Consider the following 16,450-nt stretch of genomic DNA (forward strand, 5'->3'; position numbering starts at 1 on the left):
ATTAAGCCCTTGGGATCACAAGATGTTGACCAACACGTACCACGTCCGACTTCAAGTTATTGGCCTGCTTTAAACGTGAAATAGAAACGCGATATCGCTGGGCGATAACAGACAGTGACTCACCGCGTTGCACTTTATGCTTTTGTGCTTGCGAGCTACTAGATCGCGCTTTCGCAATCAATGTATCGCTGGGCGCATTACTAGCAAAATAACGTTGCACCCCCGAATGGATGGCGCGTGCTATTTTTTCTTGATGTGCCGGGCTTCTGAGTAAACGCTCTTCTTGTGGATTAGAAATAAAACCGGTTTCCACTAAAATAGAAGGAATGTCCGGTGATTTAAGTACCGCCAGGCTCGCAGCTTCTGGTTTATGTTTATGTAATTTGGTGACACCGTTGAGATCTTTTAATACATCGCCAGCAATAGAATTACTTATCGCCATAGAACTATTCATCGACATATCTAAAAGGGTCATAGCTAAATATTGCTCGCTATCAGAATTTTGAATAATTTCTCCAGCACCACCTAATAGCTCAGAGTGCTTCTCTTTTTGCTCAAGCCAACGACCAATTTCAGTATTTGCACGGCGCATAGATAATACCCAAACCGAAGCGCCCTGAGGCTTAGGAGAAGTAAATGCATCTGCATGAATTGAAATCAATAAATCTGCTTTAATATTACGAGCCAACTCAGAACGTTTATTGGGATGAATATAATAATCACCACGCCGTGTCATCACTGCACGCATTCCTGCAGTTTGATTAATTTTACTGGCTAAACGAGTTGCTATTTCCATCACCACACGCTTTTCGTAAGTACCGGAGGGACCAATTGATCCTGGGTCTTCACCACCGTGCCCAGCATCAATGGCAACCACAATGTCTCTAGATGACTGATTAGCAGAGCGACTAACCGCATTCACGGTTGGCGACTCGCCGTTAGAATCTTCTAAGTCGACGACAAGGCGGTTTCCATATGGAGCAGTAGGAGGCAAAGTAAATAGACTGGATTTTATCGGTTTAGTTAAATCCATAACCAGGCGCAATACACCTTTTTTAGGTGGAGAGCTAAAACGTATCTTTTTGATAATTTTACTGTTGTTAGCTATTTTATCTAAATTAATCTTGGCGCCAGTATCTTGAATATCGACCACTAAACGATGAGGGCCGGTTAAGGTAAAACTGTCATAATTAGGGGTTTGGGTTAAATCAAATACGACTCGCGTCGATTCTGGGGCAGCCCAAATGCGCACGCTATCAAGTTGGTTGGCAGCCCAAACCACATTAGACTGCAAAAACAACAGCATGAATACTACAGAGGTAAAAAACGTATTTTTTAAAGTCATTATTATTTTATTTTATATTATTCAAAATGGCCTGCCCTGCAGGGGATAAAGCTTGTAATTCAATTTGTCTTTGAGATTCTTTATAACGCAAATGCAAATGGATGTCAGCCTCAGGGAGTAATCCATGACCATTATCAGGCCATTCAACTAGACACACACTTCTGTCAGTAAAATAATCACGGATACCCATATACTCGAGCTCTTCTGGGTCGGCTAATCGATATAGGTCAAAATGAAATACATCCATATCATTAAATTCATAGGGTTCGACCAAGGTGTATGTCGGACTTTTCACCGCGCCTTGATGACCTAAACTTTGAATAATGCCTCGACTAAACGTTGTTTTACCTGCCCCTAAATCCCCCGTAAGATAAATAGTGAGTGGCGGCTTTATCCACTGCGCAATTTGTTGTCCAAGGGCAACAGTAGCTTGTTCATTTTCAAGGGTTTTAAACAGCGATGTCATGTGTAAAGTCAGCTTCCATAAAAAAGAGATACAAGAATGCTAAATATACCAGAAGTTACCGGGGAACTCCCACTGTTATAGTGGTTATTTTTTGTTAATAAAAAAACCAGCTACTGGGAATAGCTGGCAAAATCACACTTCAGGAAGTTATATTAAAATTTCAACGCCTCGTTTAAATGTCGTCCATACGGATTGTGCTATGAACTAAACGTTTTTGTTGAGTTTGTGCAACACGGACTAAGTCCATTAATGCACTTTTAATTTCATCAGTTGGACTACTATTAGCTGTTTTTTCAAGTAAAGCGATTAAGCGGTTTTCTAGGTCTAAATGCAACTCAAGCACTTCGTCTTCTTTCATATTGGCAGCGAGTGAAGTTTCATTGCAACGCTTACTAAAATCTTCAAACGTAATATCTTTGTACCAAGTATTTAATATTCTTGACGGTGCATCTTCAAGATAGCTTTCTAACGTTTCGTAAATATGTCTTTGATGTTGTTGAAAATAGGTCAACATCATTTTTACTCTAGAAGAATCCGCATTACGATCTAAGCGCTTATATAATTTCTCCATATCGAGATGGCAATTAGCAACGTAATCAAGTAGCTCACTTAGTTGTTGGATCCGCATAAAACTCACCTCGTTTAAAGCCCTAACTTCTTAGGAAAATCTATCTTAAGCTGATTATCAAAGATTACAGCAGTAAATGATTTGAACCAGATCATGTTTTACTTCACCAATATGCGCTTACTTTAGAGATCCATGAAGAAGTGAGTACTAGATCACTTATTTGTTGATTGCAAAACGATTTGCTCAAACACAAATGGTGCAAATTTATTACAATAATAAGGTTCAGGCTGAATTAGATTCGGATTGATGGCCATTAAAAATGGAGATCGAGCTATACGTTTCTCAGTAATGGTTCGAACGGATGACCACTTTATGACGTCTAGCTTGGCAAACAAAAAAGGTATCGCATTTTCTAAAAACGTAGCTGAGCCTAGTGACACAAGGGTAATTAATGGAGGATTTAACAAGAGGAGATGATTTGGAGCGACGTTGCTTTATAAATAAAGAGTGGTTCGAACTGATGACCGCTTTATGACGTCTAGCTTGGCGAACAAAAAAGGTATCGCATTCTCTAAAAGCGCAACTGAGCTAATGTCGCAAATCAAAAATCAATTCAGGTTTAACGCTTAGATTTTTGGCTAGGAATTTTTAGCAGGAAGAGTTTGAAACGAGAAGATTGATTTGGAGCGACCTTTATTTTCACAAAGAGAGGTTCGAACTGATGACGCAGTTATCACTTCTAGTTTGGCAAACAAAAAGGTATCGTATTTTCTAAGGGCGCAACTGAGCTAACGTTGCAGTTCAAACTAGGGAGTTCAAACTAGGGAAGTGATTTGGAGCGACATATCAGGTTCGAACTGATGACCTATACCTTGGCAAGGTATCGCTCTACCAACTGAGCTAATGTCGCGTACTGGTTGCTGCATTGTAACAATCAACAAGGTATCGTCTTTCGACCTATGCCAACTGAGCTAATGTCGCATATCAAAATCATATAAGAAACGTGCAACAATTTGGAGCGACATATCAGGTTCGAACTGATGACCTATACCTTGGCAAGGTATCGCTCTACCAACTGAGCTAATGTCGCGTACTAGTTGCTTCATTGTAACAATCAACAAGGTATCGTCTTTCAACCTATGCCAACTGAGCTAATGTCGCATTACAAAATCATGCTGAAATTTGGAGCGACATATCAGGTTCGAACTGATGACCTATACCTTGGCAAGGTATCGCTCTACCAACTGAGCTAATGTCGCGTACTATTTGCTTCATTGTAACAGTCAACAAGGTATCGTCTTTCGACCTACGTCAACTGAGCTAATGTCGCATACTTTCAAATTTCATTACAACTTTCTATGACTCAGAGTTTGGCGCTCTGTAGAAAGTTGAGGCCGCATTATAGGTAAATTTTACTATGCTGCAACCCCCTTTTTAAAAAAAATTGTTCGATTGGTTAAATTTTAAATACTTCTTTGCGATAAAACTGCATTTCAGCAATAGATTCCTTAATATCTTCTAATGCTTGGTGAGTATTTTTCTTGCTGAAGCCATTCATTGTTTCAGGACTCCAACGACGAACCAATTCTTTAACTGTGCTGACATCAATATTGCGATAATGAAAGAACTCTTCAAGTTCCAACATGTACTTATTCAAAAAGCGACGATCTTGACCAATACTATTACCGCACATTGGCGATGCGCCTTTAGGCACGTACTGAGCTAAAAAATCAATCGTTTGTGCTATCGCATCTTGTTCAGAACATTTACTGGCACGCACACGGTCAACTAATCCAGACTCTCCGTGATGTTTTTGGTTCCAATCATCCATGCCTGCTAGTACTTCATCGGTCTGATAAATGGCTAGAACAGGGCCTTGAGCAATGATATTGAGTTCTTGATCGGTCACTAAGGTTGCAATTTCAATGACTCGATCGACATCTGGTTCTAAGCCTGTCATTTCCAAATCAACCCAAATTAGATTATTCGCATCAACAGCCATTTATGCCGCCTTATGTTATCTGTCGCCTAAATTCAGGCATTTTTATAAAAGAGTGTGTATCATACTGTTTTTTTGACACACAAAAAAACACCTATTTAATGAAGATAAGCCAGTGAGTAAAAAGAAACCCCTAAGCCAAGGCCAATTACGCCGAATGCGAGCGAATCAAACCAAGCGATTAAAGCGCGGTGACGATGACACTCAACAAGCTGAGTTACAGGATAACCTCTTAGGCCCTGAGCAAGCTGGAGTGGTTATTTCGCGCTTTGGTCAGCATGCCGACATCGAAACGGCTGACGGTACTGTATCGCGGTGTAATATTCGCCGGGCAGTAACCAGTTTAGTTACTGGTGATAAAGTGGTGGTCAGATTAGCGACAGAAGTCCAATCAGGCTCCAGTATCGGTGGCATTGTCATCGCAGTTCACCCTCGAAAATCTTCTTTAACTCGACCAGATTTATACGACGGCGTAAAAATTATTGCCGCCAACATCGATCAAATCTTAATTGTGTCATCGGTATTGCCCAGCTTTACCACTCAAATTATTGACCGATACTTAGTGGCTTCAGAAGATACTGATATCACACCAATCATCATTTTGAATAAAATTGATTTATTGGATGAGACTAATCGTGATGAAATTGAAACAGCCTTAACGCGTTACCAAAATATTGGTTATCAAGTATTCCGCGTCAGTAGTCACACAGGTGAAGGCGTTGAAGACCTTAAAGAATTACTCAATAACAGCGTCAGTGTTTTTGCTGGTCAGTCTGGTGTTGGCAAGTCGTCATTAATCAATGCATTAATGCCTGATGCTGAACTGTTGATCGGAGATGTGTCTGGCAACTCAGGTTTAGGACAGCACACTACGACCACGGCCAAATTACTGCACTTTGTCAGCGGCGGTGATTTAATCGATTCCCCCGGTGTTCGCGAATTTGCCTTATGGCATTTAGATGCCATAAGAGTGGGCTGGTGTTTTGTTGAGTTTAGAGACTTTTTAGGATCGTGTAAGTTCCGTGATTGTAAACATGGCGACGACCCAGGTTGTGCTTTACAGCAGGCTTTAGCTGATGGAAAGATAACCCAAGACCGCTTTAGTAATTACCAACGTATTATTGCCAGTTTAGACGAGCAACGTCATGCACGACATTTCCGTGCTATTGATGAATAATACTCAATAGAATAATATTTTATGGTTCAACCAGATTAGAGAAAAGGGAAACACATTGGACTCAATTAAAATTGCTTTGCAATACATGCTACCAAAACATTTTCTGTCACGTTTAGTGGGCAAGTTTGCTGCAGCTGAAGCAGGTGCTATCACCACGGCAGGCATTAAATGGTTTATCAAACAGTACAAAATTGATATGTCTGAAGCACAGCAACCTGAGCCCGAAGCCTATAAGACTTTTAATGCATTTTTTACCCGCGCATTAAAGCCTGAACTAAGACCTATCTGCCAAGAAAGTAATATGATGGCGCACCCTGTTGACGGTGCGATAAGCCAATGTGGCCCAATTGAAGCGGGCAATATTTTCCAGGCTAAAGGCCACAGTTACACCTCTGAAGCATTGTTAGGTGGTAATAAGACCGATGCTGCCCGTTTTGATGGTGGTGATTTTGCCACCATTTATTTGGCCCCAAAAGATTACCATCGCCTGCATATGCCTATTACAGGTACATTATCAAAAATGACTTACGTGCCAGGTGATTTATTCTCGGTTAATCCACTTACCGCTCAAAACGTGCCAGGACTGTTTGCCCGTAATGAACGTGTTGTGGCTATATTTGAAACCGAAGTAGGTCCACTTGCAATGGTACTGGTTGGTGCAACCATAGTTGCCAGTATTGAAACCATATGGTCCGGCACGGTAACACCGCCAGGTGGTAAACAAGTATTTAGCTGGGACTATCCAACCACGGGTCCAGAAGCTGTCACCTTAGAAAAAGGCGCTGAAATGGGTCGCTTTAAATTAGGCAGTACTGTGGTGATGTTATTTGCCCAAGATGCTATTGAAACATTTGCAGATGGTGTAGAACCAGGTGAAACAACTCGCATGGGTCAGCCGTTCGCGAAACTCAAACAGCAATAATCAACATGACACCAACTAAACCACACACTGGCTTAGTTGAGTTACATTTAGCCGTACTGCTCTTTGGTGGTACGGCTTTATTTTCTAAACTCATTTCCCTTAGCGCACTTAACATTACCTTTTTGCGCTGTATCATCGCCGCAATGGTACTCGCAGCAATTATCAAAGCGACCAAACGCCCACTTAGGTTACAACGCCAACAAGATTATTGGGCGGCCTTAGCGCTAGGCACTTTAGTGTGCTTGCATTGGGTAACGTATTTTGCGGCTATGCAGTTGTCATCTGTCGCCATTGGTATGATTGCATTTTTTACTTATCCGGTCATGACGGTATTAATCGAACCATTAATCAATAAAACTCAGCTCAAACTTGTCGATGTGATATCCGCTATCGCGGTATTAGCAGGAGTAATAATGCTGATACCTGAGGCTAATCTGAATAATGACACCACCTTAGGCATTATCGTTGGCATTATTTCAGCAGCTTTATTTACCAGCAGAAATTTGCTTCATAAACGTGTATTTTCGCAATATAGCGGTCCGCATGCTATGTTTTACCAAACACTGATAACGTTAATTCTATTGAGTCCTTGGCAAGATGTCGCGGACCAGCACATTTAGTCAAACCACTTGGGGATTGATTCTGTTACTTGGCATCGTTTTCACCGCCTTACCTCATGCGTTATTTACTACAGCACTGCGTTTTTTAAGCGCGAAAACGGTGGGGTTAGTGTCGTGTTTACAGCCGTTTTATGGTGCAGTGCTCGCATTGTTGATTTTAGACGAGCAACTCACAACAAGAACCCTTATCGGCGGAACCATTATTGTGGCAACGGCTTTATTTGAAACCCAACAAAGTCATCAAAAAAGTAGAGCATAATCACGCAAATTTGCTACCATGGCCATACTCCAACCTGAGCAAAGTATTATGTTACGTTTAGCGTGTTTATTCTTGTGTTTCCTTATAGTTAATACACTGTCGGTTTCTGTATTTGCCAATACTCCCCTAACCCTAGATAAGCGCTTGGGGCTCAATAGCCAAGCCGAAAATCAGCCGCTTGATATCACATCTCAAATTGCAGAACTGCAAAGCAGCATTGAAAAGCTGCAAATAGAACAGCAAACCTATACCAATATTGAACAATCTAACAACGAAACCAAACTATCACTAGCAGGGCAATTACGCGAAGCGCAAATAGCATTGACTCTAGATGCGGATATCGATCTTGATCAGCAAGCCTCAATGGCCTACTTTCACTTATCGGAATTAAAAGAGACTGAGTCCAGCCTTAATGATAAGTTGCGCCTAATTTCACAACGTCAGACACTATTACCAGACTTAATAGTTCAGGCACAAAATGCCTTAACTCAGCATAATAAAACCCTCCAAGTCCCAATTGAGACTCCGTTAGGCCAACGTAACAAACTTCAAGCTGAACTGCTGGCGCAGCATATTGCGACCTTGCAGTCGGAACGTTTAGCTAACCCTAAGCAATTAGAGATTACCCAATTACAACAACAGCTCAATCGCTTATCGTTAAGCCAACAAGAAACCTTTATCGAGCTTATCAACAAACATAATATCGAGTATCGTCAGCAGCAAACCGCAGACACCATAGCCAACAACTTAATTGATGCTCAAGAACTGGCCGATCCATTATCTCAAGATTTAAGTAAGTTAAATCAGCACTATGCAGAGCAATTACAAAAACTTACTAGCAATATAAAATCTGCGATAGAGAAACAACAACGCATTGAAAAACGCTATCAATCTCAAAATGCACAGCTATCAAACGTGCTTGAGCAAATTACCTGGGTTAAAACTAATTCTGCATTCGGCGATCGTTTCTTACAAATGCTGCAATCATTGCCTAAACCGCCCAATCTCGACAAATTGCAAACAGAGTTAGCTGACACACGGCTAGAGCGCTACCAATTAGAACAACAACAAGCGCTAAATAGTCAGCAACTCGATGACAGCGAAATGTTTAATGAAACCCAAGTCAAATTATTGCAATCACAGCAAGTATTGATAGAGCAGCTACTGCAAAGCTACGATCGATACCTGGCTGAATTTGCAAAATTGCGTATTGGTTATGAACAGTTAAATCAACTGCACAACACATTAAAAAATACTCTTAATGAGCATTTGTTTTGGGTACCTAACGCCCCTAGCATTGGCGCATTATGGCTAATTGATTTAAGTCACAGTAGCGTTTGGTTGCTGCAGCCAAGTCAGTGGCAGTCATTACAGCAAGCGTGGTCCGAACAGAGTAATTATTGGGCTTGGTGGGGTATTTTATTATTGTGCTGTTTAATGGCACAAGACATGCTGACACCTAAGTTCAATAAAGCGATTGGACGCTATGCAATTTTTGTCGGTAATGTGACTCAAGATAAATTCAAATACACCATAAAAACCCTAATCATCAGCTTAGTGTATGCCCTAATAAAACCCTTACCAGTGATCATGGCTGGGTTTATATTCTCGCGATCAGAGCAAAATATGGTGTATGCCGTTGGAGTGGGCATCTTAGCCATTGGTGTCTGTTATCTCATTTACCAATTCTTTTACTTATTAACCGTTGATAAAGGCATTTTGATCAGCCATTTCAGACGGCCCAAGAAAATTGTAAAACAAGCACAACAAACCATGGCTTCATTTGTCATGGTATCTGCACCATTAATCGGTTTAATGGGCTTTACCGAAGCATTAGATACTTCGTTAGTACGCAACAGTCTTGGCCGCGGTGCATTTATCGTTTTCTGTATTGTATTATGCCTGCTGTATAAAGATATCATGTTACTTATTGGTCAATATCGTAAAAATAAGCCTAACGCCACTAACATGGAGTTGATTCAAAAAGCGGTATGGGCACTTCTAGTTGTCACGCCAATTTTTAGCGCTATCTTGGCGGGAATAGGTTACTACTTCACGGCTTTCCAGCTGCTATTACAGCTACAAATATCGGTACTGTTAGGCTTAGGTTTCTTACTAACCTATCAGCTCATTAAGCGTTGGATGTTAATCGAGCGTCGCCTAATTGCTTTTGACCGAGCCAAAGCAAAACGTGCAGAGCGACTTGCACAGCGTGAAAGAGGCGAAATGAATAATGAGCCGATAGAAACCTACGAAGAACCCGTCGTTGATTTAGAAACCATCTCTAGCCAATCGTTAGGTTTAGTCAGGTCGATCTTAATTTTAGCTTTTTTTGCCAGCTTATTAGGCATTTTGGCGCAAACGCATACTGCGGTATTCTCATTTTTAGATGGCATTACCTTATGGACCACCAATAGCAATGTAAATGGTATTGAGCAGCAAGTGCCCATTACATTAAAATCGATTTTATTTGGCATCATGTTGGTCGGGTTCTCGGTCGTTATTGCGAAGAATCTACCTGGTTTACTTGAATTAATGCTTCTACAAAGGCTCGATTTATCGCCAGGCACAGGTTTTGCTATTACCACTGTGAGTAGCTACCTTGTGGTATTTTTTGGCATGCTGTTCGGGTTTTCAACTTTGGGCATGGAATGGTCAAAATTACAGTGGTTAGTTGCCGCATTATCAGTGGGCTTAGGTTTTGGTCTCCAGGAGATTTTTGCCAACTTTATTTCCGGTATTATCATTCTATTTGAAAAACCGATCCGTATTGGTGACACGGTGACGATCCGCGATCTCACCGGTACCGTCAGTAAAATTCAGATTAGAGCAACCACGATTGTCGATTGGGATCGTAAAGAAATTATCGTGCCTAACAAAGCCTTTATCACCGAACAATTGGTTAACTGGTCTTTATCAGATCCAATTACCCGCGTTATTGTTACGGTATCGGTGTCTCGTGATTCTGATCCAGCTAAAGTCGAAATGTTATTGCATCAAGCAGTACGTGAATGTGACTTATCATTAACCAGCCCAGAACCCGAAGTATGGTTTGCGGGTTTTGGTCAACACACACAAGATTATGAAGTGCGCTCGTATGCAAAAGACATGTCTGATCGTTGGCCGCTACGCCATAATTTACATAAGCGTATTAGTAAAAAATTAAAAGACAACAATGTTGAACTTGCCTACCCTCAGATGGAAGTTCATATAAATCATGCGCCTAAAGAATCCACCGGATTATACAAGGGCTAAGCTAAGTATTGATTAAGGACACCTATGCTCGTTTTTGCTCACCGCGGCGCCAGCGGTTATGCTCCCGAAAACACCTTAGCCGCAATGGACAAAGCGCTCGACTTAGGCGTTAATGCCATTGAACTGGATGTGCATTGCGTTGAAGGTGAATTAGTGGTGTTTCATGATCGCCGCTTAGAAGGTAAATCAACAGGAACAGGGCTAATTCATTTAGCCACCAAGGCTGCATTGGCTCAATTTACGGTTGGCGGACAAGCAATCCCCACATTGTGGCAAGTACTCGAACGAGTCAGTATTAGCAGCAAAGGCTCATGTACTATCAACATCGAATTAAAAGGCATTGGCTGTGTACAACCCTTGATTGCGTTATATCCTCAAGCCTTAGAGCAACTTAATTTCACCCCAGAACAACTGTTAATATCATCCTTTAACCATCCTTATTTGGCGCAGATAAAACAGTCTTTTCCGCACGCGGTCATCGCACCATTACTAGCTGGAATCCCGCTCGATTTAGCTACAATAATGACCACACTTAATGCCTATTCAATCAATCTTGATGTTGGTTTTATTAATCAAGCCATTGTTGATGATGCTCACCAACGAGGTGGCAAAGTGTTTGTTTATACGGTTGATAATCCACAAGATATTCAAGCGTTAAAAGCGATGGGCGTGGACGGTATATTCAGTAATTACCCAGACAAAGCCATCGCAGCAGCAATGATGCCGATAACAACCGATTATAGTGGTTGGTTTGAATAATCTAGTTATCCAACGTTCGACAATGAGGTTAATGTGGCACATAAACTGTTATTACTGACCAGAGAAAATGACCGATATAGGCAACTATTAACAACGCTTTGCCTGCCGAACCTCGAAATTGTTGACGATCTGATGGTTGATGGTTCAGGCCATTATACTGGCGGCAATATTAGCGATGCCGATATTTGGTTAGCAGAACCTCATCTAGCCGCTTCATTATTGCCGCATGTACCGTCGCCCAAATGGTTACAATCTACCTTTGCCGGTGTCGATGCATTAATGCATCTGTCGTTACCACATGATTATTTACTGACTAATATTCGCGGTGTGTTTGGTCCCCTTATGAGTGAATATGTTTTTGGTTACCTGCTAAGCCATTATCGCCATCATAATGTTTACACTCAACAGCAACAACAGCAGCGTTGGTTAGCGGGTAGTTATGGTACTTTGCAAGGAGCACAACTATTAATATTAGGCACCGGATCTATCGCCCAGCACCTTGCAAAAACAGCTCATCATTTTGGTATGACCGTCAGCGGGCTTAATCGAAAAGGTGGTCATGTTAGTGAATTTGATAGCATCGACACGATGGATAAATTAGCCGACTATTTACCGCTAGCAGATGTGATAGTTAGCGTATTACCCAGTACACCTCAAACCAAACACATTTTAAATGTGGCTAATCTTACGTTATTAAAAGCAGATGCCATGTTATTTAATATTGGCCGAGGTAGCACTATTGAATTAGAAGCTCTGCAAGCTGAATTAACCTTACAGCCACAACGCCAAGCCATATTAGATGTATTTGAACAAGAGCCCTTTCCTGCTGATCATCCACTATGGCATTATGATAACGTCACTATTACACCGCATATCGCTGCACCAAGCTTCCCTGAGCAAGTAATACAGGTATTCAGCCACAACTATCAGCTATGGCAACAATCCAAACCATTACAGTATGTGGTCGACGTTAACCAAGGTTACTAAAGCTGCAATCAACTTAATATTCACAGATATAATTCAAGAGGGTTTTGATCACTTTGGTTTACAGCATCAAAAATGCACTTAATCTGATCCGGCTAACACCTAATATTAACCGCTTTCACAAATTGTTGTACTCACCAATCTAAATTTAGCAGTATCAATAAGTTAACTATAAATGTGTTTATGCCTGCACCAATATCGCGGACTTGATTTATCGGAAAAAGATGAGCTAGATCAAACTGTATTAAAAATGATCGCTACATAAGCAAAATAGTTATTGCCAATGATAACTGTTTTCATTTAGAATTAGATTACTTTCTAGCTCAGACCATTTTTTTGAATGAAGAGGCTTTCCCTATGTTCGTTTGTCTTTGTCATGCTATTACCGACACTCAAATCAAAGCAGCTGTTAGCTTAGGTGACAGTTCGTTGGCTGATGTAAAAAAACGTCTTGGCGTTGCAGACCAATGCGGCAAATGTGCCCGCATGGCTAGTCAAATCATTCAAACACAGCTTGAGTACGAACCTAATTTCTATGAAGTTGCCTAGTCGCATTAATATATAAGTCGACTCTGCTTCCATAAAAAAATGCTGCTCATATGACATATGAGCAGCATTTTTTTATTCTACAATCCAACAATCTTACTCGTGTATATCCAGATTATCGTCTTGCAAGCCGTCTTCTGCCAATGGTCCCATTTCGACATCAACACTGTCTACGCGTTGTAATCCTCTTGGTAACTTAGCACCACGACGACCACGCTCACCACGATAGTGCTCTAAATCGCTTGGTTTCAAGGTTAGCTTGCGCTTACCAGCCCACAAAGTTACTGCGGTATTATGCGGCACAACATTTAAGTGCAAAAGTAACTCTTCACGATTCTTAGCGCGATCGGTTGGAATACCGATAATCTTGTTGCCTTTACCTTTTGATAACTGTGGCAAGGCATCTAAACTAAACATCAACATTCGGCCTTCAGAGGTAATCGCTAACAACGACTGATCTGCCGTTTTATTGATTAACTTTGGCTGCATAGCAAGCGCATTGGTTGGCAGACTGAGTAGTGCCTTACCGGCTTTATTACGGCTAACCAAATCTGGATAAGCACAAATAAAGCCATAACCAGCATCGGTAGCCAACAAGAAGAACTGTTCATCTTCGCCCATGAGCACATGTTGCATCGTCGCGCCAGGTGCCATATTAAAGCGTGTGGTGATAGGCTCACCTTGGCTTCGCGCTGAAGGCAACGTATGGCTGTCGGTGGCAAATGCACGTCCAGTCGAATCAATAAACACCGCGGCTTGGTTACTCTTGCCCATCACGCTACAAAGATAACTGTCACCAGACTTATACGATAAGCCTTCTACATCGACATCATGGCCTTTAGCACAACGTACCCAGCCTTTATCAGACAATACAACAGTGACAGACTCTGTTGGCGTTAACTCTTGCTCAGTCAGCGCTTTGGCATCTACACGTTCAATAATAGGTGAACGACGATTATCACCATAAGTCTCACCATCTTGGATCAATTCTTTTTTCACTAAGGTTTTCAAGCGACGTTCAGAGCTTAACAATAACTCTAATTTGTCACGTTCTGCCGCAAGCTCATCTTGCTCACCTTTAATTTTAAATTCTTCAAGCTTGGCTAAATGACGTAATTTTAACTCTAAAATTGATTCAGCTTGTTTATCCGACAAGTTAAAGCGAGCCATCAACTCAGCTTTAGGTTCGTCGTTATAACGAATAATTTCGATCACTTCATCAATGTTTAAAAACGCAACCATTAATGCTTCTAAAATATGTAACCGTGCTAATACTTTATCAAGTCGATATTGCAAGCGGCGAGTGACTGTTGTAAGGCGAAATTCTAACCACTCAGTTAACAGTTGTTTTAGCCCTTTTACTTTCGGACGGCCGTCGAGCCCCAACACATTGAGGTTAACTCGGAAGCTTTTTTCAAGATCTGTCGTCGCAAATAAATGGGTCATTAGCTGATCACAATCAATGCGATTTGAACGAGGCACAATCACTAATCGAACTGGGTTTTCATGATCAGATTCATCACGTAAATCAGACACCATCGGCAGTTTTTTGGCCTGCATTTGATTGGCAATTTGTTCTAAAATCTTACCGCTACTGGCTTGATGCGGTAATGAAGTAATAACAATCTCGCCCTGCTCTTCACTATAAACTGCACGCGCCCTGATTGAGCCTTTACCAGTATCATAAATTCGCTCAATATCAGCTCTAGGGGTAATTATTTCGGCTTCTGTTGGGTAATCAGGGCCTGGAACAAACTCCATTAAGCGTGCTAAATCCGCTTTAGGATTATCGATTAGCTCTATACAGGCGCCCACTAATTCACGCACATTATGCGGCGGAATATCCGTTGCCATGCCAACTGCGATACCGGTAATACCATTCAATAATATATGCGGTAATCGTGCTGGTAAGGTTACAGGCTCTTTCATGGTGCCATCAAAGTTAGGGCTCCAATCTACGGTACCCTGTCCTAATTCCGACAGTAACACTTCAGAAAACTTTGATAATCTAGCTTCGGTATAACGCATTGCAGCAAATGACTTAGGATCATCTGGCGCGCCCCAGTTACCTTGGCCGTCAACCAGCGGATATCGATAGGAAAATGGCTGCGCCATTAACACCATCGCTTCGTAACACGCACTATCACCATGCGGGTGATATTTACCTAACACGTCACCGACAGTACGGGCTGATTTTTTGTGCTTAGATTGCGCAGATAAACCTAACTCGCTCATTGCATAGATAATGCGTCGTTGGACGGGTTTTAGACCATCACCAATGTGCGGTAGGGCGCGATCCATAATCACGTACATGGAATAATTTAAATAAGCCCCTTCGGTAAAGCGCCTCAGCGGCATTTGCTCTACACCATCAAGGCTTAATTCAATCGCATCACTCATTATTCGTTTCCTGTGATTGTTCGGGTGCATTATAAAACAAGCGGTAAATATTACCTTTTAGATCATCTGAAATGTACATTGCACCATCAGGCGCATTAATCACATCAAATGGACGTGCAACCGGAAATTCTCCATCCAGAAAACTCACCACGGTTTCACGATTAATAATTTTGTTATCTTCCATTTCAAGCATCACAATTTGATAGCCGACTTTACTTGAACGGTTCCACGAACCGTTTTCAGCCACAAAAATATTTTTGCGATAACGCTCAGGAAATTGCTCACCTCGGTAAAAGCTTAAACCCGTAGCTGCAACATGTGCTGGCAATTCAAATTCGGGCAAGGTGATGTTTAAATTTTCCGGTTTATCATAGGCGGGTTCAATAACATCTTTACCGTGCAAATAAGGAAAACCAAAATGGCTGCCTTTAACGTCTAAACGGTTTATCTCATCAGCGGGAATATTATCCCCCATCCAATCTCGGCCTAAATCGGCAAACCACAACTTATTGGTATCAGGTGACCAATCAAAGCCGATAACACTTCGAAGGCCAGAAGCAACTTGCTCACTGGCACCGGTATCAACATTAATCGCTAATATACTGCCAAATGGCGAAGCTGCCTCGCACACATTACAAGGTGAACCGATGGCAATGTATAAACGCCCATCCGGTCCAAAATGCATTGAACGAGAATACTTTTTATCTAAGCTTGGTAAATTTGAATACACTTCACGCGCTCGACTAGGACGACGCAAGCGAGACTCGATCTCTTCAAAACGGATAATGCGATCTTCTTCGGTGACGTATAGTGAACCATTATGAAAGGCTAGTGCTTCAGGATAATCAAGGCCTCTGGCAATAAGATAACGTTTATCAACTTGGCCGTTTTGATCACTATCAACTAGCGCATAAACAGTGCCGCTTTTTTGAGAACCCACAAAAAGAGTGCCCTCATCGCCAACGGTTAATTGCTTAATATCGCCTAAATCGGAAGCATATAAACTTAATCCAAAACCTTTTGTAACGGTGATCATCACCGATTGCGCGGCAAAGGCTAAAGCTGGTGTCAGGGTTAAAAACATAACCCCCATGAAGGCTAATTTACCGCCCAAATTTACGTAAGATCGTAATCTAATATATTGCATGCT

Annotated in this window: 12 protein-coding genes, 3 tRNA genes and 1 pseudogene; 7 read left to right on the plus strand and 9 right to left on the minus strand. The window is 41.5% G+C overall.

From position 1 onward, the window contains the following. Position 1: 1 nt before the first annotated feature. The 7 genes from EGC86_RS02980 to orn form a co-directional block, all read right to left on the minus strand. Positions 2-1,345 (minus strand): N-acetylmuramoyl-L-alanine amidase, encoded by a 1,344-nt coding sequence (locus EGC86_RS02980; protein WP_123776577.1) that lies wholly within the window; start codon positions 1,343-1,345, stop codon positions 2-4. Between the two features lie 7 nt (positions 1,346-1,352). Then, positions 1,353-1,811, minus strand: coding sequence for a tRNA (adenosine(37)-N6)-threonylcarbamoyltransferase complex ATPase subunit type 1 TsaE (gene tsaE / locus EGC86_RS02985; protein ID WP_102036635.1), 459 nt, complete (start codon positions 1,809-1,811; stop codon positions 1,353-1,355). 172 nt (positions 1,812-1,983) lie between these two features. Then, positions 1,984-2,439: a ferritin family protein gene (locus EGC86_RS02990; RefSeq protein WP_123776578.1), complete on the minus strand. Its 456-nt coding sequence runs from the start codon at positions 2,437-2,439 to the stop codon at positions 1,984-1,986. Between the two features lie 774 nt (positions 2,440-3,213). Beyond that, positions 3,214-3,289 (minus strand) — tRNA-Gly (locus EGC86_RS02995). A gap of 104 nt (positions 3,290-3,393) precedes the next feature. After that, positions 3,394-3,469: transfer RNA gene (locus tag EGC86_RS03000), tRNA-Gly, on the minus strand. Between the two features lie 93 nt (positions 3,470-3,562). After that, positions 3,563-3,638: transfer RNA gene (locus EGC86_RS03005), tRNA-Gly, on the minus strand. 197 nt (positions 3,639-3,835) lie between these two features. After that, entirely contained in the window at positions 3,836-4,381 is a 546-nt protein-coding gene (gene orn / locus EGC86_RS03010) for an oligoribonuclease (RefSeq protein WP_011638756.1), read from the minus strand. Positions 4,382-4,493: 112 nt separating this feature from the next. On the opposite strand from orn, the gene rsgA reads away from it, so the two are divergent. The 7 genes and pseudogenes from rsgA (at position 4,494) to EGC86_RS03045 (ending at position 12,903) form a co-directional block, all read left to right on the plus strand. Next, positions 4,494-5,555, plus strand: coding sequence for a small ribosomal subunit biogenesis GTPase RsgA (gene rsgA / locus EGC86_RS03015; protein ID WP_059744624.1), 1,062 nt, complete (start codon positions 4,494-4,496; stop codon positions 5,553-5,555). A 55-nt stretch (positions 5,556-5,610) separates the two neighbouring features. Beyond that, the gene (gene asd, locus EGC86_RS03020; RefSeq protein ID WP_123776579.1) at positions 5,611-6,477 is read left to right on the plus strand and encodes an archaetidylserine decarboxylase; all 867 of its coding nucleotides are present in this window, start codon (positions 5,611-5,613) and stop codon (positions 6,475-6,477) included. A 5-nt stretch (positions 6,478-6,482) separates the two neighbouring features. Then, positions 6,483-7,356: pseudogene (locus EGC86_RS03025) on the plus strand (DMT family transporter). Between the two features lie 18 nt (positions 7,357-7,374). Beyond that, positions 7,375-10,611, plus strand: coding sequence for a mechanosensitive ion channel domain-containing protein (locus EGC86_RS03030; protein ID WP_123776580.1), 3,237 nt, complete (start codon positions 7,375-7,377; stop codon positions 10,609-10,611). A gap of 24 nt (positions 10,612-10,635) precedes the next feature. Further along, a complete protein-coding gene (locus EGC86_RS03035; protein WP_102037216.1) occupies positions 10,636-11,370 on the plus strand; it encodes a glycerophosphodiester phosphodiesterase in 735 nt (244 codons plus the stop codon). A 33-nt stretch (positions 11,371-11,403) separates the two neighbouring features. Next, entirely contained in the window at positions 11,404-12,357 is a 954-nt protein-coding gene (locus EGC86_RS03040; RefSeq protein ID WP_123776581.1) for a D-2-hydroxyacid dehydrogenase, read from the plus strand. A gap of 354 nt (positions 12,358-12,711) precedes the next feature. After that, the gene (locus EGC86_RS03045; RefSeq protein ID WP_011638763.1) at positions 12,712-12,903 is read left to right on the plus strand and encodes a bacterioferritin-associated ferredoxin; all 192 of its coding nucleotides are present in this window, start codon (positions 12,712-12,714) and stop codon (positions 12,901-12,903) included. Positions 12,904-12,996: 93 nt separating this feature from the next. On the opposite strand, the gene parC is transcribed toward EGC86_RS03045, so the two are convergent. After that, complete coding sequence (parC, locus tag EGC86_RS03050; RefSeq protein WP_059744634.1) at positions 12,997-15,300, minus strand: DNA topoisomerase IV subunit A; 2,304 nt, start codon at positions 15,298-15,300, stop codon at positions 12,997-12,999. Further along, a complete protein-coding gene (locus EGC86_RS03055) occupies positions 15,293-16,447 on the minus strand; it encodes a PQQ-dependent sugar dehydrogenase (protein WP_374702267.1) in 1,155 nt (384 codons plus the stop codon). The genes parC and EGC86_RS03055 overlap by 8 nt, the downstream gene beginning before the upstream one ends. Between the last annotated feature and the right edge of the window lie 3 nt (positions 16,448-16,450).

Origin of the sequence: Shewanella frigidimarina, from assembly GCF_003797125.1 — a bacterium.
GTDB lineage: Bacteria > Pseudomonadota > Gammaproteobacteria > Enterobacterales > Shewanellaceae > Shewanella > Shewanella frigidimarina.